This window comes from Streptomyces sp. NPDC030183 (assembly GCF_055573455.1).
In genome coordinates this window covers 72,019-96,896 of sequence record NZ_JBVIBK010000013.1, presented here as the reverse complement: position 1 = coordinate 96,896, position 24,878 = coordinate 72,019, and the positions used below count along the sequence as shown (strand labels likewise).

Annotated in this window: 24 protein-coding genes and 1 pseudogene; 16 read left to right on the top strand and 9 right to left on the bottom strand. The window is 71.1% G+C overall.

Going from position 1 to position 24,878, the window contains the following annotated elements; translation table 11 throughout:
- The first annotated feature begins 299 nt into the window (after positions 1–299).
- From argC to ACZ4Z2_RS17470, 5 genes are read left to right on the top strand one after another with little or no spacing between them, the layout of a single operon-like run.
- The gene (gene argC, locus ACZ4Z2_RS17490; protein ID WP_468076859.1) at positions 300–1,328 is read left to right on the top strand and encodes an N-acetyl-gamma-glutamyl-phosphate reductase; all 1,029 of its coding nucleotides are present in this window, start codon (positions 300–302) and stop codon (positions 1,326–1,328) included.
- Positions 1,325–2,476, top strand: coding sequence for a bifunctional glutamate N-acetyltransferase/amino-acid acetyltransferase ArgJ (gene argJ / locus ACZ4Z2_RS17485; protein WP_468076857.1), 1,152 nt, complete (start codon positions 1,325–1,327; stop codon positions 2,474–2,476). The genes argC and argJ overlap by 4 nt, the downstream gene beginning before the upstream one ends.
- Complete coding sequence (gene argB / locus ACZ4Z2_RS17480; protein ID WP_055536662.1) at positions 2,473–3,384, top strand: acetylglutamate kinase; 912 nt, start codon at positions 2,473–2,475, stop codon at positions 3,382–3,384. Before argJ ends, argB begins: the two co-directional genes overlap by 4 nt.
- Complete coding sequence (locus ACZ4Z2_RS17475; RefSeq protein WP_468076854.1) at positions 3,381–4,577, top strand: acetylornithine transaminase; 1,197 nt, start codon at positions 3,381–3,383, stop codon at positions 4,575–4,577. Before argB ends, ACZ4Z2_RS17475 begins: the two co-directional genes overlap by 4 nt.
- Positions 4,578–4,596: 19 nt before the next feature.
- On the top strand, positions 4,597–5,133 hold the full coding sequence (locus ACZ4Z2_RS17470) for an arginine repressor (protein WP_055536664.1): 537 nt from the start codon (positions 4,597–4,599) through the stop codon (positions 5,131–5,133).
- Between the two features lie 78 nt (positions 5,134–5,211).
- Here the strand turns inward: ACZ4Z2_RS17470 and ACZ4Z2_RS17465 are convergent, their stop codons facing one another.
- From ACZ4Z2_RS17465 to ACZ4Z2_RS17445, 5 genes and pseudogenes are all read right to left on the bottom strand, one after another.
- On the bottom strand, positions 5,212–6,006 hold the full coding sequence (locus tag ACZ4Z2_RS17465; protein WP_468076852.1) for an FAD:protein FMN transferase: 795 nt from the start codon (positions 6,004–6,006) through the stop codon (positions 5,212–5,214).
- 4 nt (positions 6,007–6,010) lie between these two features.
- On the bottom strand, positions 6,011–7,120 hold the full coding sequence (locus ACZ4Z2_RS17460) for an FMN-binding protein (RefSeq protein ID WP_468076850.1): 1,110 nt from the start codon (positions 7,118–7,120) through the stop codon (positions 6,011–6,013).
- Between the two features lie 118 nt (positions 7,121–7,238).
- Complete coding sequence (locus tag ACZ4Z2_RS17455; RefSeq protein ID WP_468077104.1) at positions 7,239–8,576, bottom strand: ferredoxin reductase family protein; 1,338 nt, start codon at positions 8,574–8,576, stop codon at positions 7,239–7,241.
- A 145-nt stretch (positions 8,577–8,721) separates the two neighbouring features.
- Positions 8,722–9,309 carry a pyridoxamine 5'-phosphate oxidase family protein gene (locus tag ACZ4Z2_RS17450; protein WP_468076848.1) on the bottom strand — a complete coding sequence of 196 codons (588 nt, stop codon included), beginning with the start codon at positions 9,307–9,309 and terminating at the stop codon, positions 8,722–8,724.
- A gap of 549 nt (positions 9,310–9,858) precedes the next feature.
- Positions 9,859–10,692 (bottom strand): annotated as a pseudogene (locus tag ACZ4Z2_RS17445) (hypothetical protein); the annotation flags it as partial.
- Positions 10,693–10,926: 234 nt separating this feature from the next.
- On the opposite strand from ACZ4Z2_RS17445, the gene argH reads away from it, so the two are divergent.
- The 4 genes from argH to ACZ4Z2_RS17425 all read left to right on the top strand — a co-directional run bounded on the left by argH (position 10,927) and on the right by ACZ4Z2_RS17425 (position 15,584).
- Entirely contained in the window at positions 10,927–12,357 is a 1,431-nt protein-coding gene (argH, locus tag ACZ4Z2_RS17440; RefSeq protein ID WP_468076846.1) for an argininosuccinate lyase, read from the top strand.
- A 92-nt stretch (positions 12,358–12,449) separates the two neighbouring features.
- Positions 12,450–13,421 carry an aldo/keto reductase gene (locus ACZ4Z2_RS17435; RefSeq protein WP_468076844.1) on the top strand — a complete coding sequence of 324 codons (972 nt, stop codon included), beginning with the start codon at positions 12,450–12,452 and terminating at the stop codon, positions 13,419–13,421.
- Between the two features lie 91 nt (positions 13,422–13,512).
- The gene (locus ACZ4Z2_RS17430; protein ID WP_468076842.1) at positions 13,513–14,064 is read left to right on the top strand and encodes a TetR/AcrR family transcriptional regulator; all 552 of its coding nucleotides are present in this window, start codon (positions 13,513–13,515) and stop codon (positions 14,062–14,064) included.
- Entirely contained in the window at positions 14,061–15,584 is a 1,524-nt protein-coding gene (locus tag ACZ4Z2_RS17425; protein WP_468076840.1) for an MFS transporter, read from the top strand. Before ACZ4Z2_RS17430 ends, ACZ4Z2_RS17425 begins: the two co-directional genes overlap by 4 nt.
- A gap of 180 nt (positions 15,585–15,764) precedes the next feature.
- Here the strand turns inward: ACZ4Z2_RS17425 and ACZ4Z2_RS17420 are convergent, their stop codons facing one another.
- Together ACZ4Z2_RS17420 and ACZ4Z2_RS17415 are read right to left on the bottom strand one after the other, a co-directional pair.
- Positions 15,765–16,499 (bottom strand): hypothetical protein, encoded by a 735-nt coding sequence (locus ACZ4Z2_RS17420; protein ID WP_468076838.1) that lies wholly within the window; start codon positions 16,497–16,499, stop codon positions 15,765–15,767.
- A 154-nt stretch (positions 16,500–16,653) separates the two neighbouring features.
- Positions 16,654–17,328 (bottom strand): lysophospholipid acyltransferase family protein, encoded by a 675-nt coding sequence (locus ACZ4Z2_RS17415; protein WP_055518690.1) that lies wholly within the window; start codon positions 17,326–17,328, stop codon positions 16,654–16,656.
- A gap of 331 nt (positions 17,329–17,659) precedes the next feature.
- On the opposite strand from ACZ4Z2_RS17415, the gene ACZ4Z2_RS17410 reads away from it, so the two are divergent.
- From ACZ4Z2_RS17410 to ACZ4Z2_RS17400, 3 genes are all read left to right on the top strand, one after another.
- On the top strand, positions 17,660–18,853 hold the full coding sequence (locus tag ACZ4Z2_RS17410; protein WP_468076836.1) for a glycerophosphodiester phosphodiesterase: 1,194 nt from the start codon (positions 17,660–17,662) through the stop codon (positions 18,851–18,853).
- A gap of 121 nt (positions 18,854–18,974) precedes the next feature.
- Complete coding sequence (locus ACZ4Z2_RS17405; RefSeq protein WP_468076835.1) at positions 18,975–19,481, top strand: RNA polymerase sigma factor; 507 nt, start codon at positions 18,975–18,977, stop codon at positions 19,479–19,481.
- A 45-nt stretch (positions 19,482–19,526) separates the two neighbouring features.
- Entirely contained in the window at positions 19,527–20,024 is a 498-nt protein-coding gene (locus ACZ4Z2_RS17400; RefSeq protein WP_468076833.1) for a GNAT family N-acetyltransferase, read from the top strand.
- A 30-nt stretch (positions 20,025–20,054) separates the two neighbouring features.
- Here the strand turns inward: ACZ4Z2_RS17400 and ACZ4Z2_RS17395 are convergent, their stop codons facing one another.
- Both ACZ4Z2_RS17395 and ACZ4Z2_RS17390 read right to left on the bottom strand, forming a co-directional pair.
- Complete coding sequence (locus tag ACZ4Z2_RS17395) at positions 20,055–20,492, bottom strand: hypothetical protein (protein ID WP_468076831.1); 438 nt, start codon at positions 20,490–20,492, stop codon at positions 20,055–20,057.
- 1 nt (position 20,493) lies between these two features.
- The gene (locus ACZ4Z2_RS17390; RefSeq protein WP_468076829.1) at positions 20,494–20,853 is read right to left on the bottom strand and encodes a hypothetical protein; all 360 of its coding nucleotides are present in this window, start codon (positions 20,851–20,853) and stop codon (positions 20,494–20,496) included.
- Between the two features lie 452 nt (positions 20,854–21,305).
- On the opposite strand from ACZ4Z2_RS17390, the gene ACZ4Z2_RS17385 reads away from it, so the two are divergent.
- From ACZ4Z2_RS17385 to ACZ4Z2_RS17370, 4 genes are all read left to right on the top strand, one after another.
- The gene (locus ACZ4Z2_RS17385) at positions 21,306–22,349 is read left to right on the top strand and encodes a methionine ABC transporter ATP-binding protein (RefSeq protein ID WP_468076827.1); all 1,044 of its coding nucleotides are present in this window, start codon (positions 21,306–21,308) and stop codon (positions 22,347–22,349) included.
- Complete coding sequence (locus tag ACZ4Z2_RS17380; RefSeq protein WP_468076825.1) at positions 22,346–23,077, top strand: methionine ABC transporter permease; 732 nt, start codon at positions 22,346–22,348, stop codon at positions 23,075–23,077. Before ACZ4Z2_RS17385 ends, ACZ4Z2_RS17380 begins: the two co-directional genes overlap by 4 nt.
- 84 nt (positions 23,078–23,161) lie before the next feature.
- The gene (locus ACZ4Z2_RS17375; RefSeq protein WP_468076823.1) at positions 23,162–23,995 is read left to right on the top strand and encodes a MetQ/NlpA family ABC transporter substrate-binding protein; all 834 of its coding nucleotides are present in this window, start codon (positions 23,162–23,164) and stop codon (positions 23,993–23,995) included.
- 158 nt (positions 23,996–24,153) lie between these two features.
- Positions 24,154–24,792, top strand: coding sequence for a GNAT family N-acetyltransferase (locus tag ACZ4Z2_RS17370; RefSeq protein ID WP_468076822.1), 639 nt, complete (start codon positions 24,154–24,156; stop codon positions 24,790–24,792).
- Positions 24,793–24,878: the final 86 nt, after the last annotated feature.

Below are 24,878 nucleotides of genomic sequence, written 5' to 3'. Positions count from 1 at the left end.
GCCCGCACGCCGTCGGTCATCGCCGGGCGGGAGGCAGATCCTCGGCCCGGATGCCGCCGCCGAGGGAGGGGCGAGGCGGTGGCTGCTTCGTCATACGGCCGATTGCAGCAGCGAGCCGGGCCGTGCGTCCAAGACTCAATCTCGATGTGCCTTATAAGGCGGCCCTATAAGGAGGCCCCGGTCGGGCCGCGGCCGCCTCGTTCCCTCACTCGTGGCGGCGCGACCGACGTCCCGCGATCATCGATTGCATAAAAGTGCATGGAAACGTATAGTCATGCCATCCAGGAGGAGGGTTATCCATGGCGGTACGTGCAGCGGTGGCGGGAGCGAGCGGTTATGCGGGCGGTGAGGTGCTGCGCCTGCTGCTCGCGCACCCCGAGGTCGAGATCGGCGCTCTGACCGGCAACTCGAACGCGGGCCAGCGCCTCGGCGCCCTCCAGCCGCACCTGCTGCCGCTGGCCGACCGGGTCCTTGAGGAGACCACGGCCGAGGTCCTCGCCGGACACGACGTCGTGTTCCTCGCCCTGCCGCACGGGCAGTCCGCCGCCGTCGCCGAGCAGCTCGGTCCGGATGTGCTCGTGATCGACATGGGCGCCGACTTCCGGCTGAAGGACGCGGCCGACTGGGAGAAGTTCTACGGCTCCCCGCACGCCGGTACCTGGCCCTACGGCCTCCCCGAACTGCCGGGCGCCCGCGCCGCGCTGGAGGGGTCCAAGCGCATCGCGGTGCCCGGTTGCTACCCCACGGCCGCCACCCTGGCCCTCTTCCCCGCGTACGCGGCGGGCATCGCCGAGAACGAGGCCGTGATCGTCGCCGCGTCCGGGACGTCCGGCGCGGGCAAGGCCCCCAAGACGCACCTGCTCGGCAGCGAGGTCATGGGCTCGATGAGCCCGTACGGCGTCGGCGGCGGCCACCGGCACACCCCCGAGATGATCCAGAACCTCGGCGGGGTCGCCGGCGAGCAGGTCTCCGTGTCCTTCACCCCGACCCTCGCGCCCATGTCCCGCGGCATCCTCGCCACGTGCAGCGCCAAGGCCAGGGAGGGCGTCACCGCCGAGTCCGTGCGCGCCGCGTACGAGAAGGCCCTCGCCGACGAGCCCTTCGTCCACCTCCTCCCGGAGGGGCAGTGGCCCGCCACGGCGTCCGTCCACGGTTCCAACGCTGTTCAGGTGCAGGTCGCGTACGACGAGGCGGCGGGCCGCATCATCGCGATCAGCGCCATCGACAACCTCACCAAGGGCACCGCGGGCGGTGCCGTCCAGAGCATGAACATCGCCCTCGGGCTCCCCGAGTCCACCGGGCTGACGACGATCGGAGTGGCGCCGTGAGCGTGACGGCAGCACAGGGATTCACGGCGGCCGGGATCGCCGCCGGGATCAAGGAGAACGGCAACCCGGACCTGGCCCTCGTGGTCAACAACGGGCCCCGCCTCGCCGCCGCGGGCGTCTTCACCTCCAACCGGGTCAAGGCAGCGCCGGTCCTCTGGTCCGAGCAGGTGCTGAAGGGCGGCCAGGTCTCCGCCGTCGTCCTCAACTCGGGCGGCGCCAACGCCTGTACGGGCCCCAAGGGCTTCCAGGACACGCACGCCACCGCCGAGAAGGTGGCCGACGTCCTCGGGCTGAACGCCGCCGAGGTCGCCGTCGCCTCCACCGGCCTGATCGGCGTCCTGCTCCCCATGGACAAGCTGCTCCCCGGTGTCGACACGGCCGCCGCCCAGCTCTCCGAGCACGGCGGCGAGAAGGCCGCCATCGCCATCAAGACCACCGACACCGTGCACAAGACGTCCGTCGCCCAGGGCGAGGGCTGGACCGTCGGCGGCATGGCCAAGGGCGCGGGCATGCTCGCCCCCGGCCTCGCCACCATGCTCGTCGTCCTCACCACCGACGCCGACGTCGACACCCAGACCCTCGACCGGGCCCTCCGGGCGGCCACGAAGGTCACCTTCGACCGGGTCGACTCCGACGGCTGCATGTCCACCAACGACACCGTGCTGCTCCTCGCCTCCGGCGCCTCGGGGATCACCCCGGAGTACGCGGAGTTCGCCGAGGCCGTGCGCACCGTCTGCGACGACCTCGGACAGCAGCTCATCCGGGACGCCGAGGGCGCCAGCAAGGACATCAAGGTCGAGGTGATCAACGCCGCGACCGAGGACGACGCCGTCGAGGTGGGCCGCTCCATCGCCCGCAACAACCTCCTCAAGTGCGCCATCCACGGCGAGGACCCCAACTGGGGCCGCGTGCTGTCCGCGATCGGCACCACGAAGGCCGCGTTCGAGCCGGACCGGCTGAACGTCGCCATCAACGGCGTCTGGGTCTGCAAGAACGGCGGCGTCGGAGAGGACCGCGACAAGGTCGACATGCGCTACCGCGAGGTGCACATCGTCGCCGACCTCGCCGCCGGGTCCGAGACCGCCACCGTCTGGACCAACGACCTCACCGCCGACTACGTCCACGAGAACAGCGCCTACTCCTCATGAGCACCACGCGGAAACACACCGCCCTCCCCAAGGCCCAGATCCTCATCGAGGCGCTGCCCTGGCTGACCCGCCACAACGGCAAGACGGTCGTCATCAAGTTCGGCGGCAACGCCATGATCGACGAGGAGCTGAAGGCCGCCTTCGCCCAGGACGTCGTCTTCCTGCGGCACGCCGGCCTCAACGTCGTCGTCGTGCACGGCGGCGGCCCGCAGATCAGCGCCGCCCTCGACAAGCACGGCATCGTCAGCGAGTTCAAGGCCGGACTGCGCGTCACCACCGAGGACGCCATGGACGTCGTCCGCATGGTGCTCGCCGGACAGGTGCAGCGCGAACTGGTCGGCCTGCTCAACCAGCACGGACCACTCGCCGTCGGTCTGACCGGCGAGGACGCGCACACCATCACCGCCATCAAGCACCAGCCGGAGATCGACGGGGAACTCGTCGACATCGGGCGGGTGGGCGAGATCACCGACATCGACACGGGCGCGATCGAGGCCCTGCTCGCCGACGGCCGCATCCCGGTCGTCTCGTCGATCGCCCGGAGCGAGGACGACGGACATGTCTACAACGTCAATGCTGATACGGCGGCTGCGGCACTCGCTGCCGCGCTGGGTGCCGAGACCCTCATGGTCCTCACCGACGTCGAGGGCCTCTACGAGGACTGGCCGAACAGCGACGAGGTGATCAGCCGCCTCACCGCCTCCCAGCTGGAGAAGCTCCTGCCGGAGCTGTCCTCCGGCATGGTGCCGAAGATGGAGGGCTGCCTGCACGCCGTGCGTAACGGCGTCAACACCGCCCGCGTCATCGACGGCCGGGTCCAGCACTCGATCCTGCTGGAGATCTTCACCGACGAGGGCATCGGCACGATGGTCGTGCCCGACGCCGTGACCGAGGGGGACGCCGAATGACCGGGACCGCGAGCAACGCAGAGCTGACCCAGCGGTGGCAGGGCTCGCTCATGAACAACTACGGCACCCCGAGACTGCCCGTTGTCCGCGGTGAGGGCAGCAGGCTGTGGGACGCCGAGGGCAGGGAGTACCTGGACTTCGTCGGCGGTATCGCGGTCAACGCCCTCGGGCACGCCCACCCCGCGGTCGTCGAGGCCGTCAGCAAGCAGATCGCCTCCCTCGGCCATGTCTCCAACCTGTTCGTCGCCGAGCCGCCCGTCGCGCTCGCCGAACGGCTCCTGGAGGCCTTCGGCCGGGACGGCAAGGTCTTCTTCTGCAACTCCGGCGCCGAGGCCAACGAGGGCGCCTTCAAGATCGGCCGGCTCACCGGACGCACCCACATGGTCGCCACAGAGGGCGGCTTCCACGGCCGGACCATGGGCGCCCTCGCCCTCACCGGCCAGCCCGGCAAGCAGACCGGCTTCCACCCGCTGCCCGGCGACGTCACCCACGTCCCCTACGGCGACGCGCAGGCCCTGGCCGCCGCGGTCACCGAGGAGACCGCACTCGTCGTCATCGAGCCGATCCAGGGGGAGAACGGCGTCGTCGTCCCGCCCCCCGGCTATTTGAAGGCGGCCCGCGCGATCACCGCCGCCACCGGGTCGCTGCTGGTCCTCGACGAGGTGCAGACCGGCATCGGCCGGACCGGGCACTGGTTCGAGTACCAGGCCCACGAAGGCGTCCTGCCGGACGTCGTCACCCTCGCCAAGGGCCTCGGCGGCGGCCTCCCGCTGGGCGCGACCGTCGCCTTCGGCCGGGCCGCGGAGTTCCTCCAGCCGGGGCAGCACGGCACCACCTTCGGCGGCAACCCCGTCGCGTGCGCCGCCGGGCTCGCCGTCCTGGAGACCATCCGGGCCGAGGGCCTGCTGGAGAACGTCAAGCGGCAGAGCGAGCGGCTGCGGGAGGGAATCGAGGCCCTCGGCCACCCGTTGATCGACCGCGTCCGTGGCGCGGGCCTCCTGCTGGGTATCGTGCTCACCGAGCCGCTCGCGCCCCAGGCGCAGCAGGCGGCTCAGGACGCCGGTCTCCTGGTGAACGCGCCCGCCCCCGATGTCGTACGGCTCATGCCGGCGCTGAACATCGGCGACGCCGAGGTGGACGCCTTCCTCCGGGCCCTGCCCGGTGTCCTGGACGTGGCCAAGGGGGACGGATGAACCGGGGATGGGGACGACGATGAGCCAGGCGCAGGAGCACGACCAGGCGGGCCCCGCGGTGCCGCAGACCCGTACCGCACGCCACCGGCGGATCGTGGACATCCTCAACCGGCAACCGGTGCGCTCGCAGAGCCAGCTGGCGAAACTGCTGTCCGACGACGGGCTGAGCGTCACCCAGGCGACGCTCTCCAGGGACCTGGACGAGCTGAACGCGGTGAAGATCCGCAACACCGACGGCGACCTCATCTACGCGGTGCCGAGCGAGGGCGGGTTCCGTACGCCCCGGGCGCCGCTCGGCGAGTCGGCGAAGGAGGAGCGGATGCGGCGGCTCTCCGCCGAGCTGCTGATCTCCGCCGAGGCGTCCGCCAACCTGGTCGTGCTCCGGACGCCGCCCGGCGCGGCCCAGTTCCTGGCCTCCGCCATCGACCAGGCGGAACTGCACGATGTGCTCGGCACGATCGCCGGCGACGACACACTGCTGCTGATCAGCCGTGATCCGGTGGGCGGGCAGGCGCTCGCGGACCACTTGCTGCGGCTGGCGCAGAACGGCCACTGAGGGGCGGACGCGCGGGCGCACCGGCCGCGAGGGGGACGTGGTCGGGCGCGTGGTTCCTCGTGCCTGTGCCGTCCCCGCTCACCCCAGTCGGGAGGCCAGCCCTCCCGTGCACCGCACCTCGTCGCCCGCCGTGATCAGCAGGGCCTCCACCTCCGGCAGGGACTCCAGCCAGGCCAGACCCTCCCGCGACCCCATCGCGAACGCCGCCGTGGCCCAGCAGTCCGCCCAGGTCAGCCGGGGAGCGACCACCGTCACCGACACCAGGTCGGTGACCGCGGACTTCCTGGTGCGCGGGTCGACGATATGGGAGCCCCGCTCGGCCGTGCCCGAGGTGGCGACGGCCAGCCGGTCCGCGCCGGCCGCCGTGACGACCGCGGCCAGCCCGCCCGGCCGCAGCGGATCGGCCACGCCCACCCGCCAGGGCCGGTCGGGGCCGGGCACACCGCACAGCTGGACGTCGCCGCCGCCGTTGACGCTCACCCCGGCCGCGCCCGCCTCGACCAGCCGCAGGGCCGCCCGTTCGGTCGCCCAGCCCTTCACCAGGCCGGTCGGGTCGAAGCGGCCCTCGTAGGTCGCGCTGAACCAGCCGTTGCTCACGCGCTCCGCCTCGGCGCACAGGCCGAGCACCTCGGCGACCTCCGGGTCGCACTCCTCGATGGTGGTCTCGCCCCGGGCGAGCCGGGAGATCTGGCTCTGCTCGCGGTAGGTGCTGAACACCTCGTTCACCGTGTGCAGTCCGGCCACCGCCTCGTCGAGCGCGGCTCTGATCGCCGCCGGCTCGCCTCCCCGGATGTCGAAGGAGAAGACGGTGCCCATGACCTCCTCGGCGTGCCGCAGCTGGACGGGCGCGGCGGCCCCGGCGGGTTCGGCCACCGGATCAGCCCGCCTGGTCGAGCGCGGACTGCACGGACTGCTTGTACCCCTCGCTGGTGTACGTGGCACCTGAGACAGCATCGATGTCGGCGCTCCCTGCCGCGACGGCGTTCTTGTTGAGCTGGGGGATCGCGTTGCCGCTGATCTGGGTGGAGCGGCCGCCGGTGGGCTGCCGCAGCGCCTCGGCCGCGGTGATCCTGCCGTCGGTGACGGTGATGCGGACCTGGACCGGCCCGTAGTCCGTCTGGACGGCCGATCCCGTGAGCACCTGCGTGCCCGTGGCCTTCCCGGCCCCGGAGCCCGCCGCGCCGCCGCCCGCGTCCTGCGAACCGCCCGCCCCGGCGCCGCCGCCCGCGCCTTCGCCGCCCGCGCCCTGCGCCTTGCCGGCCTGGTCGAGGGCGGACTGGAGGGACTTCTTGTAACCGTCGCTGGTGTAGGTGGCGCCGGAGACGGCGTCGATGTCGGCGGAACCGGCGGCGACGGCCGCCTGGTTGAGCTTCGGGATCGCGGTGCCGCTGATCTGGGTGGACCGGCCGCCGCTGGGCTTCTGGACGGCATCGGCCTGGGTGATCTTGCCGCCGTCGACGGTGATACGGACCTGGACCGGCCCGTAGTCGGTCTGCACGGCGGTACCCGTGACCGTCTGCGCGCCTCCACCCTGCCCGCCCGCGCCCTGCCCGCTGCCGGCCTGGTCGAGGGCGGACTGGAGGGACTGCTTGTAGCCGGCGCTGGTGTAGGTGGCGCCGGACACCGCGTCGATCTCGGCGCTGCCCGCGGCGACGGCCGCCTGGTTGAGCTTGGGGATGGCGTCGTTGCTGATCTGCGTGGAGCGCCCGCCGCTGGGCTTCTGGACGGCGTCGGCCTGGGTGATCTTGCCGCCGTCGACGGTGATGCGGACCTGGACCGGCCCGTAGTCGGTCTGGACGGCGGTACCCGTGAGCGTCTGGGCCCCCGCCACCACCCCGCCCTGGGCCGACGGAGCGCCCCCGGCCGCTCCGGCCTGAACCGATCCGGCCGGGTCCGAGGCGGGCTTCAGCGACAGCAGCAGCACGATGCCGGACACGGTGGCGGCGGTGGCGAGCAGGGTCCGCCGGATGGGGTGGCTCTTCTTCATCGCTCCTTCAGCTCCTGAAGTGTGAAGTCTCGTAAGGGGATCCCCGTGGGGTCCCATGGGCAGGGGTCGGTGGGGGACGGCCCCGGGGTGAGCGCACGACGGCCCGAAGGCCCGCCGCTCACATCTCGAACGACTCGTGGTGGATACGGCGGGTGGGGACACCCGCGCCGCGCAGCGCCTCGTACACGCCCTGGGCGAACCCGGGCGGACCGCACAGGAAGACGTCGTGGACCTCGATGTCCGGGATCTTCCGGCGCAGGGAGTCCGCCGAGATGTCGGGGCGCTCGCCGTCCGGGCTGTTCACCGCGTACATCAGCCGGGCCCCGCGCTCCTCCGCGATCTGCGCGAGCTCGTCCCACAGCGCCAGGTCCTGGGTGCTGTTGGCCCGGTAGAGCAGGGTCAGGTCACCGGCCGCGCCGGGCAGCGTCTCGAACAGGGCCCGCATCGGCGTGATGCCCACCCCGCCCGCCACCAGCAGCACCTTGCCGCGGCTGCGCTTGGCGGCCGTGAGCGCCCCGTACGGGCCCTCGGCCCACACCCGGGTGCCGGGCTCCAGGTCGCGCAGGGCGGAGCTGTGGTCGCCGATCGCCTTGACGGTGATGCGCAGCATGTTGGGGCGGGGCGCCGCCGACAGCGAGTACGGGTGCGAGCTGAACCGCATACCGGGGGCCAGGAACCGCCAGCGGAAGAACTGCCCCGCCTCCGCGCCCATCCGGTGCAGCTTGCGCCCGCTCATCAGCACCGAGACGATGCCGGGTGACTCCTCGATCACGGCCTCGACGCGCAGCCGGTGCCTCATGTTCAGCCGGATCGGGGTGATGATCCGGTACCAGACGACCAGCGCGGTCACCGACCCGTACAGCGCGTACCAGGCCGTCTTCGCCTCGGGGGTGGCGGCGAACTCGTTGCCGGTGGTGATCTGGTGCCAGAACGTCAGGAACGTCGCCGCGTACGTCAGCAGGTGGGTGTGGTACCAGAGGTCGTACGGGATCCGCTTGCGGACCGGGCCGATCGAGATCAGCCCGATGAACACCAGCAGACCGGTGCCGATGGCGGCCTTGCCCATGTCCGGCAGCTGGTTGATGGAGTCGATGGTCTGCTGGAGGATCGCGGTGTGGGTCAGTCCGGCCTGGAGGGCGTACCCGTACATCGTGAGGACGACGTGCGCCACGACCAGGCAGAGCGTGTACCGGCCGGTCATCGCGTGCCAGCGCGCCACCCGGTCCGAGCCGACCCGGCGTTCCAGCGCGGGCACCCGCGCCATCTGGAGGACCACGAGCGCCATCAGGTACCCGCCGAGCAGGCCCGTGATCCGGCCGGCGTTGACCATCTGGCTGCCCTGGTCCGCGATGGAGGGCGTGTTGTCCCACCACAGCCACACCACCGCGGCCGCGCCCGCCCAGAAGGCGATGAGCAACGGGACGGCGGGGGAGCGGCGAGGTCGGATGCGGCGCATCGTCTGGCGTCGCGCGGCGCGACCTCCGGCGATCGTGGACACGGTTCCTCCGTGGTGGGCTGGACCCTTGGCCCACACGTACGTGCAGGGAGTGCCGTGTGTTCAACCCGGTGGGGAAACCGCTTGGTGAACGGGCTGTTCCGCTTCAGCCGGCGGACGGCGGCAGGGGCAGCGGCAGTCCGGGCAGCCCGTCCAGACTGGTCTCGATGTGCTCCTTGGAGCGGAAGTACGCGGTGAGCGAGTCGTCGTCCTCACGGGCGAAGCGGCGGCCGTGCAGATCACGGTCCTCCTCGTACGCCATGAAGGGCACCGCGTAGCCGCAGCTGTCACGGACGAGTTCGGCCGTCACGACGATGACGGCGCGCAGACCGTGCTGGGCGGGGTCGATGTCGGGGAAGCGGGCCAGGAGCTCCGGGAAGCGCGGGTCGTCACGGAAGACGGCCTCGCCCCTGCCGTGGACGCGCACGATGGTGGGCGGCCCCTGGAAGGCGCACCACATGAGGGTGATCCGGCCGTTCTCCCGCAGATGCGCGATGGTCTCCGCGTTGGACCCGGCGAAGTCCAGATAGGCCACGGTCAGTTCGTCGAGGACGACGAACGAGCCCTTGAGGCCCTTGGGGGAGAGGTTGACCGTGCCGTCGGCCGACAGGGGCGCGGTCGCGGTGAAGAAGAGGGGCTGCGCCTCTATGAACGTACGCAGGCGGCCGTCGATGCGCTCGTAGGTCTTTCCCATGACTCATGATTCTCGGCGGATGTGGTTCGCCTGTCCGAGGAAAGACGAATTCCGGGTGGATCACCCTCACGGGGATCCACCCGGAAATCGAAGCCGGTCTTCCCAGGCCGCTCCGGCGGGGCCGGAGGACTACTGGTTGAGCTGGCAGGGGGCGAGCTTCTCCAGGCCCTCGGGCTTGGCGGCGGCGCGGCCGATGGCGGTCTCGATGCGGTTCAGCGCGGCGACGCGCTTGTCCTCCAGGGGGCCGAGGATGGCGTTGTTGACGAAGTTGGGGCCACCCTGGCCGACGGTGTCGACGAGGCGCTTGTTGGCTTCCTGGATCTGGGTGTCGAGGAGGGCGAGGTTGCGGTCGACCTCGGCCTGGGCGGACGCGGGGATCGCCGGGAGGCTGCCCTCGACGGCCGGGCAGGAGATGGTGCCCGGGGCGCCCGCGTTGTTCTCGGCACCGGCGTTGCCCGCGTTGCCCGCGTCCTCTCCCGCTCCGGCCCCGGCGTCCGCACCGGCACCGGCTCCCGCGCCCGCCTGGTCACCGGCGCCCGCGGCGCCGCCCTGGTTGAGCTGGCAGGGGGCGAGCTTCTCCAGGCCCTCGGGCTTGGCGGCGGCGCGGCCGATGGCGGTCTCGATGCGGTTCAGCGCGGCGACGCGCTTGTCCTCCAGGGGGCCGAGGATGGCGTTGTTGACGAAGTTGGGGCCACCCTGGCCGACGGTGTCGACGAGGCGCTTGTTGGCTTCCTGGATCTGGGTGTCGAGGAGGGCGAGGTTGCGGTCGACCTCGGCCTGGGCGGAGGCGGGGATCGCCGGGAGGCTGCCCTCGACGGCCGGGCAGGAGATGGTGCCCGGGGCGCCCGCGTTGTTCTCGGCACCGGCGTCGCCCGCTCCGGCCCCGGCGTCCGCACCGGCACCGGCTCCCGCGCCCGCCTGGTCACCGGCGCCCGCGGCGCCGCCCTGGTTGAGCTGGCAGGGGGCGAGCTTCTCCAGGCCCTCGGGCTTGGCGGCGGCGCGGCCGATGGCGGTCTCGATGCGGTTCAGCGCGGCGACGCGCTTGTCCTCCAGCGGGCCGAGGATGGCGTTCTGGACGAAGTTCGGACCACCCTGGCCGACCGTGTCGACGAGGCGCTTGTTGGCCTCCTGGATCTGGGTCTGCAGCAGGGCGAGGTTGCGGTCGACCTCGGCCTTGGCGGACGCGGGGATCGCCGGCAGGCTGCCCTCGACCGCCGGGCACGCGATGGTGCCGGGGGACGCGGCGGCGTCCTGCCCGCCGTTGTCGGCACCCTCACCGGCGAGAGCGGAACCCGCGATGACCGCTCCGGAGAGCACGACCGCGGCGGCGCCGCCGATGATCCCTACGCGACGCTTGTTGTACTTCGGAAGAGCCCTGGACATGCGGATGCCTCACTCGGGTCTGATGTGGTCGGTGTGAACTAACGCGGCGCCTGCGTTCGAGGAGAGGTACGGGAAAGCGGTTTCGAGTGTTCAAGGCTTCTTGCTTTTCTCTTGAACTTCTCTCACATTGACGATTCATGCAGAGTTCTGCATAATCATGCACGGCAAGGGTCGGTCGCCGACGGTCGCGGCGGACGCACGTGGAAGATCCACACCTCTCTAGGAGCAGCGCAAGTGAGCAGCAACAGCGGTGACGTTCGGCTCTGGGGCGGCCGTTTCGCCGACGGTCCCGCCGAGGCCCTGGCGAAGCTGTCCGCGTCCGTCCACTTCGACTGGCGGCTGGCGCCCTACGACATCGCGGGCTCCCGCGCCCACGCGCGCGTGCTTCACAAGGCGGGCCTGCTCGACGACGACGAACTGACCGCCATGCTGGCCGGCCTCGACCGGCTCGAAGCGGACGTCGCGGACGGCTCGTTCGTCGGCACCATCGCCGACGAGGACGTGCACACCGCCCTGGAGCGGGGGCTGCTGGAGCGTCTCGGTCCCGACCTCGGCGGCAAGCTGCGCGCCGGCCGCTCCCGCAACGACCAGGTCGCCACCCTGTTCCGCATGTACCTGCGCGACCACGCCCGTGTCATCGGCGGCCTGATCGCCGAGCTCCAGGACGCGCTGGTCGGCCTTGCCGAGGCCCACCCGGACGTGGCGATGCCCGGCCGCACCCACCTCCAGCACGCCCAGCCGGTGCTGTTCGCCCACCACGTCCTCGCGCACGTCCAGTCGCTGTCCCGGGACGCCGAGCGGCTGCGTCAGTGGGACGAGCGCACGGCGGTCTCCCCGTACGGTTCCGGCGCTCTCGCGGGCTCCTCCCTCGGCCTCGACCCGGAGGCGGTCGCGAAGGACCTCGGCTTCGAGTACGGCAGCTCGGGCAACTCCATCGACGGCACGGCCTCCCGGGACTTCGTCGCCGAGTTCGCCTTCATCACCGCGATGATCGGGGTGAACCTCTCCCGGATCGCCGAGGAGGTCATCATCTGGAACACGAAGGAGTTCTCCTTCGTGACGCTCCACGACGCGTTCTCCACCGGCTCGTCGATCATGCCGCAGAAGAAGAACCCGGACATCGCCGAGCTGGCCCGGGGCAAGTCCGGCCGCCTCATCGGCAACCTGACCGGTCTCATGGCGACCCTGAAGGCCCTCCCGCTCGCCTACAACCGCGACCTCCAGGAGGACAAGGAGCCGGTCTTCGACTCCATCGACCAGCTGGAGGTCCTCCTGCCCGCCTTCACCGGGATGATGGCCACCCTCACCGTCCACCGCGAGCGCATGGAGGAACTGGCACCCGCCGGCTTCTCCCTCGCCACCGACATCGCCGAATGGCTGGTCAAGCAGGGCGTGCCGTTCCGCGTCGCCCACGAGGTCGCCGGCGAGTGCGTCAAAATCGCCGAGTCCGAGGGCAAGGAGCTCGACGAACTGACGGACGAACAGTTCGCCAAGATCTCCGCCCACCTCACCCCCGAGGTCCGCACGGTCCTCAACGTCCCCGGTGCCCTCGCCTCCCGCAGCGGCCGCGGCGGCACGGCCCCCTCCGCGGTGGCCGTCCAGCTGGCGGAGGTCAAGGAGAACCTGGCCGTCCAGCACGCCTGGGCGACGGCGAAGAAGGGCTGACGCCGACACCGGTCCACCCGCCCCGCACAACCAAGGTCATCGCGGGTTACGTTGGTCGGAAGCCGCAAGGAGCCGACCGAACGGAGCCCGCGATGCCCTTCGCCCGACTGGCCTCAGCGACCACCCCCACCTGCCACATCGGACTCGGCCTCGCCGCCGTCGGCCGCCCCGGCTACATCAACCTCGGCCGGGACCGAGACCTCGGACCCGACCGAGGCGTCGAGACGCTGCGCGCCCGGACCCATGAACTCCTCGACGCCGCCTACGCCCAGGGCGTCCGCTACTTCGACGCGGCCCGCTCCTACGGCCGCTCCGAGGAGTTCCTCGCGGACTGGCTGAGGACCCGCCCCGACGTCGACGACATCGTCGTGGGCAGCAAGTGGGGTTACACCTACACCGCCGACTGGACCACCGACGCCGAGCACCACGAGATCAAGGACCACGGCGTCGGGACGTACGAGCGGCAGCGCGCCGAGACCGCCGAACTGCTCGGCGACCGGCTCGACCTCTACCAGATCCACTCGGTGACCCCGGACAGCCCGGCCCTCACCGACAAGGAACTCCACGCCAGGCTGGCGGAGGCGGCCGCCCAGGGCGTCACGATCGGCTTCTCCACGAGCGGCCCGGCCCAGGCCGACGCCATCCGGGCCGCCCTCGCCGTCACGGTCGACGGCGAGCCCCTCTTCCGTACCGTCCAGTCGACGTACAACGCGCTGGAGACCTCCGCCGCCCCCGCCCTCGCCGAGGCGCACGACGCCGGGCTCACCGTGATCGTCAAGGAGGGTATGGCCAACGGCAGGCTCGCCGAGCCGCACGCGCCGGAGGCCCTCAGGGCCGTGGCCGCGCAGACGTCCCTCGGCTGCGACGCGGTGGCCCTGGCGCTGATCCTCCGCCAGCCGTGGGCGGGCGTCGTCCTCTCCGGCGCCGCCACCACCCAGCAGCTCGCCTCCAACCTGCACGCGGCGGTCGTGGACCTGGACGCCGAGCAGCTGACCCGGCTCGCGACGCTCGCCGAGGAGCCGCGCACCTACTGGGAGAAGCGCGGCGGCCTGCCCTGGCACTGACCACCGGGGCGCTTCAGTGAAGGCATGTGAGTCATGAGACGCCCATGCCCCTCATGAGACATGAATGTCTCAGATGGTTTATGGTTGTCTCATGGCTGTCGACCGTGACCACGTGCTGCGCAGTGCCGCGGCCCTGCTGACCCGTAAATCCACCGCGACCATGGACGAGGTCGCCAAGGCCGCCGGGATCAGCCGGGCCACGCTGCACCGCCACTTCGCGGGGCGGGACGCACTCGTCCTCGCGCTGGAGGCGCTCGGCATCGCGGAGTGCGAGACCGCGCTGGACGCGGCCCGCCTGGACGACGGCCCGGCGCGCGACGCCGTACGGCGCCTGGTGCGCGCGATCGAACCGGCCGCGGGCCTGCTCGCCTTCCTCTACACGGAGAACCAGCTGTTCGAGGGGGAGGGGCAGAACGAGGGCTGGGCCAGGATCGACGACCGGATCGCCGCCCTCTTCCGACGCGGCCAGGCGGCCGGCGAGTTCCGCATCGACCTGACCCCGGCCTGGCTCACCGAGGCGCTGTACGGCCTGCTGGCCTCCGGCGCCTGGGCGGTCTCCGAGGGCCGGGTCGCCGGCAAGGACTTCACCCACATGATCGTCGAGCTGTTGCTCGGCGGCGCGCTACGGAGAGAGGAATCATGACCAGCACCCTGCAGCCGGCGTCCACGACCGAGGCGGTGAAGCGGCCGGGCCGTTGGCTCGCGCTCTGCGTCCTCGTGCTCGCCGTGCTGCTGGTGGCCGTCGACGCGACCGTCCTCGGCCTCGCGACCCCTAACATCAGCGAGGACCTCAAGCCCTCGGGCACCCAGTTGCTGTGGATCGGCGACGTCTACTCGTTCGTCATCGCGGGCCTGCTGGTCTCGGCCGGCAGTCTCGGCGACCGGATCGGCCGCAAGAAGCTGCTGCTGATCGGCGCCACCGCGTTCGGCGCGATATCCGTGCTGAACGCCTACGCGACGACGCCCGAGATGATGATCGTCGCGCGGGCGCTGCTCGGTGTCGCGGGCGCGACCCTGATGCCCGCCACCCTCGCCCTGATCCGCAACCTCTTCCACGACCCGCGCGAACGCAGCCTGGCGATCGGCATCTGGGGGGCCACGGCCTCCGCCGGCACGGCGGTCGGCCCGGTCGTCGGCGGTTTCCTGCTGGAGCACTTCTGGTGGGGCTCCGTCTTCCTGATCAACCTGCCCGTGATGATCGTGCTCGTCGTCGTGGGCAGCAAGCTGCTCCCTGAGTCCCGCCACCCGAACCCCGGCCCATGGGACCTGCTCAGCGTGGGCCTGTCCCTCGTCGGCATGATCGGCGTGGTCTACGCCGTCAAGGAGACCGCGAGCCACGGCGCCGACGGCAACGCGCTCGCCGCGGGCCTGCTCGGTGTCGCCGCCCTGTTCTTCTTCGTACGCCGCCAACTGGCCCTGCCGCAGCCGCTGCTGGACATGCGGCTGTTCCGTGACCGCGGGTTCTCGGGCGCCGTCCTCGCCGACCTGCTGACCGTGTTCGGCCTGTCCGGGCTCGTCTTCTTCCTCTCCCAGTACCTGCAACTCGTCCAGGGCAGGCGGCCCTTCGAGGCAGGCCTCGCCGAACTCCCCGCCGCCGTGGGCGCGGTGGTGGCCGGCCTGGTCGCGGGCCGCGCCGCCCGGCGCTTCTCGGTACGGGCCGTCGTCACCGGTGGCCTGGCGGCGATCGGCCTGGCCCTGGGCGTCCTGACGGTCGTCGACGAGTCGACCGGCTATCCGCTCCTGGGAGCCGCCCTCCTGGTCGTCGGCGTCGGCGCGGGCTTCTCCTTCACGGTGACCGCCGACGTCATCCTCTCCTCGGTGCCCAAGGAGCAGGCCGGAGCGGCCTCCGCGGTCTCCGAGACGGCGTACGAACTCGGCGCGGCCCTCGGTATCGCCCTGCTCGGCTCGATCGTGACCGGCGTCTACCGGGGCTTCGCCGCACCGGCGGGCACCCCGGCCGGGGCACACGAGTCCCTGGGCGGAGCGGTGGAGGCGGCCTCCGGCCTCCCCTCGGACACGGCGCGGGCCCTGCTCGCCTCGGCCCGCGAGTCCTTCGTCGACGGCCTCACGCTCGCGGCAGGCGTCGGAGCGGCGGTCCTGCTGGCGACGGCGGTCGCGGCCTGGTTCATGCTGCGCGGCCAGCGGCTCGACAGCAAGGCGTAGCTCCCGCCGGGACGGCCGGGACAGGCATGACGGCCGGGGCAGCCGGGGCGTCGCCGGGGCCATGAGCGGCGGGCCCGGCGACGCCCCGACTCACGCGATGCACGCACGCCCCCGTTCAGTTCACGCGCGGAGAGAGCCGGCCTCGGGCTCACGCCCCCGGCGAGCCTTTCCGCGCCCCCGTCAGGGCCGCATCAGGTGAAGGTCCTCGCCCCACGCGTCCAGTACGTCGCCGAGCCCCGCTTCCCGTGCCGCCGCCTCGACACGGGCGAACAGCCGCCGTTGCGGGGCCACGGCGCCGTTCGCCGCGATACGGCCCACGGCGTCGAGCAACGTGGCCGTGTCCCAGCCCGGCAGCGGGTGCCGGACGAGTTCCCACTCCAGGTACTTGTTGTACGGGCGGGGGCGGCGGTCGAGAGCGAAAAGCAGTTCGAGCAGGAACCGCACACTGTCGGCGGCGTCGAGGCGCGCGGCGAGCGCCTGGCCGTCCCGGTGGTTCTTGACGGAGCGGTAGAGGGAGTTGGCGTAGGCGTCGAGCCAGTCGCCGGACGCCCGGAACGCCTCGTCGGCGTCCAGCCTGGCCTTGGCGGCGAGGATGCGGGCGATGCCCCCGTCGAGGCGGTCGAGCACGATCCGGGCACGGGCCAGGGCGTAGCGCTCGAAACCGGGCATGCCGGCTGCCCGGAACGCGTCGAGAGGGAGGACGACGACATCCAGCTCGGGGGTGCGGTGGCCGGCGAACGCGGTGAGAGCGGACGTCGCCCCGTCGGCGAGGACGACGTACAGGTCGTGGTCGGAATGCTCGGTGGCCATGCCGTCATGGGCCCGGGAGCCCTTGAGGACGAGGCCGACGACGGCCGGATCGGCGGTGGCGAGCCGGACGAACGCGTCGTAGGAGAGCGGCTGCTGCGCGGTCATGGTGCGGATCTCCGGTGGTGTGACGACGGACATGCCTCAGGGGCGGCCCCGCAGGGGAGCCGCCCCACACCGTCTGCGGCGGCACAGGGCCGCCGCCCGGGAGTTCAACGCACACCGGGACCCTAACGCCCGTCAGGGCACCGGGCCCGGCTTGTTACGCCGCTTCCTTCGCCTTCGAGGCGTACATGTCCACGTACTCCTGTCCGGACAGCCGCATGACCTCGGTCATCACCGAGTCGGTCACCGCCCGGAGCACATACCGGTCACGGTCCATGCCCTCGTACCGGGAGAACTCCATCGCCTCACCGAACCGCACGGTCACCCGGTGCGGCCGGGGCAGGCCCGCGCCCCCCGGCTGGATCTTGTCCGTGCCGATCATCGCGAACGGCACGACCGGCGCGCCGGTCATCAGGGTCAGCCGGGCGATACCCGTACGCCCCCGGTACAGGCGCCCGTCGGGCGACCTCGTGCCCTCGGGGTAGATGCCGAACACCTTGCCCTCGTCGAGGATGCGCCGTCCGGTCATCAGGGCCGCGACGCCGCCGCGTCCACCGTCGCGGTCCACGGGGATCATGCCGACGCCGGTGAAGAACCACGCCATCAGCCGCCCCTTGAGGCCCTTGCCGGTGACGTACTCGTCCTTGCCGATGAAGCAGACCTGCCGGTCGCAGACCAGCGGCAGGATCATCGAGTCGATGAAGGTCAGATGATTGCCGGCCAGGATCACCGGGCCGTCCCCCGGAATGTGCTCCGCACCCTCCACCCGAGGGCGGAACATCAGGCGCATGATCGGTCCGAGCACTGCCTTGATGAGCACGAAGCGGGACAACGGGCCCTCCCATGTCAAGCGTTCCGGAACAAGTCTGTGCAGGTGAGGACGATACTCCCGCGTAGGTGGCTCGCGCACACCGGGTTCACCGGGTGGATACGCACTGTTGACATACCTTTACCTGCGGTATCGCCCGGATGGCGGGTACCCACCGCCACGGACCATGTGACGGACATCGCGCCGCGAGTCCGACGCTCCGTCAAATTCCGCCACTCGTACGACACGAGGCGTCACCCGTGTGTTCGGTCCCAGGTCTCCCGACGGTCACCTCACGGCACCTACGATCAACCCGGTTTGACAGGTGCAGGGCACAGCGGTGGGAGGAGCCGACATGGGGACGCAGGAGTCGCGTCAGTCGCAGGACCCGAACGAGCAGGGGCGCGCGACGGGCAGGCGTGCGCTGCTCGGGGCGGCGGTGCTCGGCGCGGGCGGAGCCGTCCTCGGGCTGCCGGCCACGGCGAGAGCGGACGAGACGAAGACGGCCGGCGCGTCGTCGCACGGCGGCTACCGGAGCCTTCCGGTGCCGACGATCATCGCGCACCGGGGTGCCAGCGGCTACCGCCCGGAGCACACGCTGGGCTCGTACCAGCTGGCCCTCGACATGGGCGCGCACGTCATCGAGCAGGACCTCGTGCCCACCAAGGACGGCCACCTGGTGTGCCGTCACGAGAACGACATCACCGGCACCACCGACGTGGCGTCCCACACCGAGTTCGCCGACCGGAGGACCACGAAGGTCGTCGACGGCGTCTCCTACACCGGCTGGTTCACCGAGGACTTCACCCTCGCCGAGCTGAAGACCCTGCGCGCCAAGGAGCGCATCCCCGGCACCCGGCAGGAGAACACGCTCTACGACGGCCGCTGGGAGGTCCCCACCTTCGAGGAGGTCCTGCGCTGGGCCGAGAAGGAGGGCAGGAAGCGCGGCCGTCGGATCTGGCTCCACGTCGAGACCAAGCACCCCACCTACTTCCGCAAGCTGGGCCTCGGCCTGGAGGAGCCGCTCGCCAAGCTGCTGCGCAAGTACGACCGGCACCGGAAGAACTCGCCGGTCTTCCTCCAGTCGTTCGAGCCGAGCAGCATCCAGCGCCTCAACCGGCTGGTGGACAGCCCCCTCGTCGTCCTGCTGTCCGGCGCGGCCACCCGCCCCTGGGACTTCGTCGAGGCCGGTGACCCGCGCACCGTCGCCGACCTGGTGAAGCCGGAGGGCCTGGCGTGGATCGCCTCCTACGCCAACGGCATCGGCCCCACCCTCGACCTGATCATCCCTCGCGACTCCGGCGGCAGGCTCACCACGCCGACCACCCTCGTCGCGGACGCGCACGCCGAGGGCCTGATCCTGCACCCCTACACGATGCGCAACGAGAACAGCTTCCTGCCCGCCGACTTCCGCAAGGGCACCGACCCCAACGCCTACGGCGACGCCTTCGGCGCGTTCAAGGTGTACTTCGACACCGGCATCGACGGCATCTTCACCGACAACACGGACACGGGCCTGCTGGCGCACGCGGACTTCGTGGGCGACTGACCCGCGCCCCCACGCCCCCTCCCGACCCGGCCGCGTCAAGGGAGGCGGCGCAGCCCCCGAATGGGGTGACAGCCCCGCCGCCCCGGCAACCCCGCGGCGGGGCGGCGGCGTCCCGGCGCATATGACACCCGACATGCTCACCACCCTCCGCCCCCTGCTCGTCGCGGAGGTGTCGGCCGAGGCGTACGCGGCCGGCGCCGAAGCGGGGGACCTGGAGCAGGCGGTCTGGTTGCGTCTGCTGGAACGGCTCGACGCCGACGGCCCGCCCACCGACCCCGAGAGCTGGCTGCGCAGCGCCGTCCGCTTCGAGGCCCGCCTCAGCCGCCGGACGGCCCGAGCCGAACAGCCCTATGCGGCGGAGCCCGTGGACGTCCACGCCCCCGGCCCGGAACAGCAGGCGCTCACCGCGGCCCGCCGCCGGGCCCTGTACGCCGCCGTCCGCCGGCTCCCCGGCCGCTGCCCCCGGCTGCTCGCGGCCCTGCTGTCGCCCCGGGACCTCACCTACCGCGAGATCGCGGGCGAGTTGGGTATCTCACAGGGCAGCCTCGGTCCGGAACGTTCCAGATGCCTGGGATGTCTTCGGCGATTGCTGTCGGCGGAGGTTGCGGCACGCGAACCGCGGGGATAGGAGTGAGGGACAACAGGTGAGCAGGTGAGCGGGAGGCGTGCACACATGGGCATGAGCGTGACCATCTCGGTGGCGACCGAGCAGGACGCCGAGCAGATCTTCAGGCTGCAGTACCTGTGCTTCCAGAGCGAGGCGGCGCTGTACGGCAACTACCGCATCGATCCGCTCGTCCAGACCCTCGACTCGGTCCGCGAGGAGGTCGCCTCGGACTGTGTGTTCGTGGCCCGCCTGGGTGAAGAGGTGGTCGGCTCCGTGCGCGGCGCCCTCGACGAGGACGGCGCCGCCGCCATCGGCAAACTCTGCGTCCACCCCCGCCTCCAGGGCCACGGCATCGGCGCCCGACTGCTCCGTGCCGCCGAGTCGGCCCTCGCCGAGGAGCGCGGCGCCACCAAGTTCCGCCTCAGCGCGGGCCATCGCAGCGAGGGCAACCTCCGGCTCTACCGCCGCGTGGGCTACGAGGCGGTCGGCACCAGCCAGGGACGCGACGGCGTACCGATGGTGATCCTGGAGAAGCCGGCCCAGGCGTACGCGACCACGGCCTGACGGGCCCCCGGTGGAGCCGCCTGACGCATGTCAGGCGGCTGTTCCCCGCCGCGCGCTCTTGCGCAGCCAGTACATCGCGGTGACCGGCAGGATCACCGGAATGAACAGGTAGCCGATCCCGTAGTCCGACCACACCGTCTTGTCCGGGAACGCCGACGGCTCGACCAGCGTCCAGGTCCCCACGATCAGTACGCCCGCCAGCTCGACCGCGCAGCACACCCGTGCCGCCTTCCGGGCGAACTCCCCGCCCCGCACCAGCGAGTACGTGATGAACCCGTACACGACACCCGCGACCGCGGAGAGCGAGTAGGCGAGCGGCGCGTGCTCGAACTCGGTGGAGATCTGGACGGCGGACCGTGACACGGCTCCGACGACCATCACGCCGTAGAGCCAGACGAGCAGCATCCCGGGCCCGCCGATGAGACGGGTCCGCTTCTTCTCCCGCGGCTTGTCGTCCGTGGCCGTCACCTCAGCCTCCCCAGATGTCGTAGAGCCGTACCTGCAGCACCGCGAGCACCACACCGCCGGCCGCGACGGTCACGCTGCCCCACCGGGTGCGCTCCGCCAGGGACATGAACCCCGCCACCGGAATGCAGGCGAAGGACCCGAGCAGATAGGAGACGAAGATCGTCGTGCCCTGCTCGGGCTTCTCACCGCGCGCCAGCAGCACGATCCCGACCACCAGCTGCACCAGGGTCAGCACCGTCACCACGGCCATCCCGATGAAGTGCCAGTCCTTGGTCGGCTGGTCCCGGTACGCGGCCCAGCCGCACCACGCGGCGAGCAGAAGCGCGGCGACGGCGGTCGCCACCGTCAGGGCAACAAGCATGCCGCGACCCTATTACGGCGAAAAACACCCGCCGCGCCCGGCCCCGGACCAACGAGCGCCCCTGCCGGACGCCGTGGCCTTCACCACAGTCAACGGTGCCCAAAGGATGGACAGCACGCGCTTGACCTGCTGCTCCGCAGACCCTAGCTGTCCGTAATACGGACAGCCGTCTCTCACCCCCGCTATACGTCTGATTTACTGATCTCATGACCACGACGAGCTGCCGCAGCTGTGCGACCGAGGCGACCATGACGCCCGGTGCTCGTTGTACGTGTCGAATGTGCGCCTTCTAGAGGGCCCCCGCACAACCCCTTGAGCTCGCGCCCCGAAGCGAGCACCTGTGGCACGTCCGTACGCCGCACGCCGTACGTGACCTTCATGCCCCGCGCACACCCTTGTCTCCCGTACCCGGGCACATCCACGCCCGCGTACTCGACAGTGATGGAAACCCAGTGATCACCACATCGGGCCTCACCAAGGTCTATCGCGGCCGTGGCCGCGAGGTCACCGCCCTCGACGGCGTCGATCTGCACGTACGCGAGGGCGAGGTGTACGGCGTGATCGGCCAGTCCGGCGCCGGCAAGTCCTCGCTGATCCGCTGCCTCAACCTCCTCGAACGACCCACCTCCGGCACCGTCACGGTCGCGGGCCAGGACCTCACCGCCCTCGCGGGCCGGGGCCCCCGCGCCGGCCGGGAGCTGCGCCGGGCGCGCAGCCGTATCGGCATGGTCTTCCAGCACTTCAACCTGCTGTCCACCCGCACCGTCCAGGACAACGTCGAACTGCCGCTGGAGATCCTCGGCACCTCCGGCAAGGAGCGCTCCCGCAAGGCCCTGGAACTGCTCGACCTCGTCGGCCTCGCCGACAAGGCCAGGTCCTACCCGGCCCAGCTCTCCGGCGGCCAGAAGCAACGCGTCGGCATCGCCCGCGCCCTGGCCGGCGACCCGAAGGTGCTCCTCTCCGACGAGGCCACCAGCGCCCTCGACCCGGAGACGACCCGCTCGATCCTGACGCTGCTGCGCGACCTCAACCGGCAGCTCGGCCTGACCGTCCTGCTGATCACGCACGAGATGGACGTCGTGAAGTCGATCTGCGACTCGGCCGCCCTCATGGAGAAGGGCCGCGTCGTCGAGTCCGGCACCGTCAGCGAACTCCTCGCGACCCCCGGCTCCGAGCTGGCCTCCGCGCTCTTCCCGGTCACCGGCGAGGCGTCCGGCGACGACCGCACCGTCCTCGACGTCACCTTCCAGGGCGAGGCGGCCACCCAGCCGGTCATCTCCCAGCTGTCCCGCACCTACAACATCGACATCTCGATCCTCGGCGCCGCCATCGACACCGTCGGCGGCCTCCAGATCGGCCGGATGCGCATCGAACTGCCCGGCCGCTACGAGGACAACGTCGTCCCCATCGGGTTCCTGCGCGAGCAGGGCCTCCAGATCGACGTGCTCGGCCGCGCGGGCCAGGAGTCCGTTCTCGTGAAGGAAGGCGCCAAGTGAACTGGACCGAGATGCGGCCCCTGCTGGAGCAGGCGTGTGGGGACACCCTCTACATGGTCGGCTGGTCCACGCTGATCGCGGTCGTCGGCGGACTACCGCTCGGCCTGCTGCTCGTCCTCACCGAGCGCGGCGGCCTCCTGCAGAACGTGCTCGCCAACAAGGTCATCGGGCAGATCGTGAACATCGCCCGCTCGATGCCCTTCATCATCCTGATGGTCGCGCTGATGGGCTTCACCCGCTGGATCACCGGCTCGACCATCGGCCGGGAGGCCGCGATCGTGCCGCTCGCCATCGGCGCCATCCCGTTCTTCGCGCGCCTGGTCGAGACGGCCGTCCGCGAAGTGGACCACGGGCTCGTCGAAGCCGTGCAGGCGATGGGCGGCAACACCTGGACCGTGGTCCGCAAGGTCCTCGTGCCGGAGGCTCTGCCCTCGCTGATCTCCTCCGCGACCACCACGGTCGTCGCCCTCATCGGCTACTCCGCGATGGCCGGCACCGTCGGCGCCGGCGGCCTCGGCGACATCGCCATCCGGTACGGCTACCAGCGCTTCGAGACCGAACTGATGTGGATCACCGTGGCCGTCCTCGCGGTCGTCATCTCCGTCATCCAGTTCGCCGGCGACTACGCGGCCCGCGCCCTGCACCGCCGCGGCGGCCGCTCGGGAGCCGCCCCGAGGCTCCGGCTGCTGAAGGCCGGAACCCCCGCCCCCGAGGTCACCAAGGTCTGACCTCCGCGCAGCTCGCCCGGCACCCGCAGACGTCCCGTCCCACCCACGACGGGACAGCTCCACCCAAAAGGAAAGGCACTTTTCGTGCGTAACACCGCCAAGTTCACCACCGCCGTCCTCGCCGCCGGAGCCCTCACCTTCGGGCTCACCGCCTGCGGCTCCGGCGAGGCCGACACCGCCTCCGACACCAGCGGCCCGCTGGTCGTCGCCGCCAGCCCCACCCCGCACGCCCAGATCCTCACCTTCGTCAAGGAGAACCTGGCGAAGAAGGCCGGCCTGGAGCTGGAGGTCAAGGAGTTCACCGACTACGTCCTGCCGAACACGGCCACCGAGGACGGCTCCGTGGACGCCAACTACTTCCAGAACCAGCCCTACCTCGACGACTTCAACAAGAAGCAGGGCACCCACATCGTGCCCGTCGTCACCGTGCACCTGGAGCCGCTCGGCCTCTACTCCGACAAGGTCAGGAGCAAGGACGACCTGAAGACGGGCGCCACCATCGCCGTCCCCAACGACACGGTCAACGAGGCACGCGCCCTCAAGCTCCTCGACGCCGCCGGGATCATCACGCTCAAGGACGGCGCGGACAACGCGGCGACCCCCGCCGACATCGCCGACAACCCGAAGAAGCTGAAGTTCAAGGAGCTGGAGGCGGCCCAGACCCCGCGCTCCCTGGAGGACGTCGACGCGGCCGTCATCAACGGCAACTACGCCCTGGAGGCCGACCTGTCGCCCGCCGACGACGCCCTCGCCGTGGAGCCCGCCAAGGACAACCCGAACGGCAACTTCCTCGCCGTGAAGGAGGGCAACGAGGACGACCCGCGGGTCAAGAAGCTCGCCAAGCTCCTCACTTCCCCCGAGGTGAAGAAGTTCATCGAGGACAAGTGGAGCAACGGGTCGGCCCTCCCGTCCTTCTGAGCCGTCCCGACGAATCGGCGGCACGTATACGGCGTATCGCCACGCATGGGGTCCGCTCCCTCACAGGGAGTGGGCCCCGTGGTGCGATTGAGTGCTTTCATGCTGCATGCTGGGCAGTTCAGCAGCCCCCAAGGTTTTCGAAGGTTACGGAGCGGCGCATGACGAGCACCTTTCCCGACATCTCCATCAGCACGGAGCGGTTGGTCCTGCGCCCGTTCGACGAGGACGACGTCCAGGCGCTCACCGAGATGATGAACGACGAGCAGGTGATGGCCTGGACCGACGTCCAGCAGCCCTTCACCGAGGCCGGCGCCCGCACCTGGATCACCGAGTACGCGCCCGCCGAACGCACCTCCGGCCGCGGCCTCGATCTCGCCGTCACCGAGTTCCTCACCCAGCGCCTCGTCGGCGTCATCCAGCTGACCAGGACCGACTGGCACGTCCGGTCCACCGAACTGTCGTACGTCGTCGCCCCCTGGGCACGCGGCGAGGGCTACGCCTCCGAAGCGGCCCTCGCCACCGCCCAATGGCTGTTCCGCGAGCAGAAGTTCGAACGGATCGAGCTGCGCACCGCCGCCGACAACACCGCCTCCCAGCAGGTCGCGCAGAAGATCGGCTGTATCAGCGAGGGCGTCCTGCGCAACGCCTGCATAGCGCGCGCCCGCACCCCCGAGGACGGCTGGACCGAGGTCCGCACCGACTACATCGTCTGGAGCCTCCTCCCGGAGGACATCGAGGGCGTCAGCGAGGAACTGGCCGACAGCGGCGGTTTCGGCGCGTACTCGGACTGGAACTGAACAACCCGCGGGCGCTTACGGCCGCAGCCCGGCCGCCGGACCCCGCCCCGTCACCGGGTACGCTCACGGGACCCCGTGCGGGCTTC

What these genes read in the sequence shown, in the direction of transcription:
- argB (WP_055536662.1), top strand. Translation starts at nt 2,473, where the DNA reads ATGAGCACCACGCGGAAACACACCGCCCTCCCCAAGGCCCAGATCCTC.
- argC (WP_468076859.1), top strand. Translation starts at nt 300, where the DNA reads ATGGCGGTACGTGCAGCGGTGGCGGGAGCGAGCGGTTATGCGGGCGGT.
- ACZ4Z2_RS17470 (WP_055536664.1), top strand. Translation starts at nt 4,597, where the DNA reads ATGAGCCAGGCGCAGGAGCACGACCAGGCGGGCCCCGCGGTGCCGCAG.
- ACZ4Z2_RS17420 (WP_468076838.1), bottom strand. Translation starts at nt 16,499, where the DNA reads ATGACCGCGCAGCAGCCGCTCTCCTACGACGCGTTCGTCCGGCTCGCC.
- ACZ4Z2_RS17410 (WP_468076836.1), top strand. Translation starts at nt 17,660, where the DNA reads ATGGGGACGCAGGAGTCGCGTCAGTCGCAGGACCCGAACGAGCAGGGG.
- ACZ4Z2_RS17475 (WP_468076854.1), top strand. Translation starts at nt 3,381, where the DNA reads ATGACCGGGACCGCGAGCAACGCAGAGCTGACCCAGCGGTGGCAGGGC.
- ACZ4Z2_RS17390 (WP_468076829.1), bottom strand. Translation starts at nt 20,853, where the DNA reads ATGCTTGTTGCCCTGACGGTGGCGACCGCCGTCGCCGCGCTTCTGCTC.
- ACZ4Z2_RS17425 (WP_468076840.1), top strand. Translation starts at nt 14,061, where the DNA reads ATGACCAGCACCCTGCAGCCGGCGTCCACGACCGAGGCGGTGAAGCGG.
- ACZ4Z2_RS17455 (WP_468077104.1), bottom strand. Translation starts at nt 8,576, where the DNA reads ATGCGCCGCATCCGACCTCGCCGCTCCCCCGCCGTCCCGTTGCTCATC.
- ACZ4Z2_RS17460 (WP_468076850.1), bottom strand. Translation starts at nt 7,120, where the DNA reads ATGAAGAAGAGCCACCCCATCCGGCGGACCCTGCTCGCCACCGCCGCC.
- ACZ4Z2_RS17400 (WP_468076833.1), top strand. Translation starts at nt 19,527, where the DNA reads ATGGGCATGAGCGTGACCATCTCGGTGGCGACCGAGCAGGACGCCGAG.
- ACZ4Z2_RS17435 (WP_468076844.1), top strand. Translation starts at nt 12,450, where the DNA reads ATGCCCTTCGCCCGACTGGCCTCAGCGACCACCCCCACCTGCCACATC.
- ACZ4Z2_RS17370 (WP_468076822.1), top strand. Translation starts at nt 24,154, where the DNA reads ATGACGAGCACCTTTCCCGACATCTCCATCAGCACGGAGCGGTTGGTC.
- ACZ4Z2_RS17430 (WP_468076842.1), top strand. Translation starts at nt 13,513, where the DNA reads ATGGCTGTCGACCGTGACCACGTGCTGCGCAGTGCCGCGGCCCTGCTG.
- ACZ4Z2_RS17450 (WP_468076848.1), bottom strand. Translation starts at nt 9,309, where the DNA reads ATGGGAAAGACCTACGAGCGCATCGACGGCCGCCTGCGTACGTTCATA.
- ACZ4Z2_RS17405 (WP_468076835.1), top strand. Translation starts at nt 18,975, where the DNA reads ATGACACCCGACATGCTCACCACCCTCCGCCCCCTGCTCGTCGCGGAG.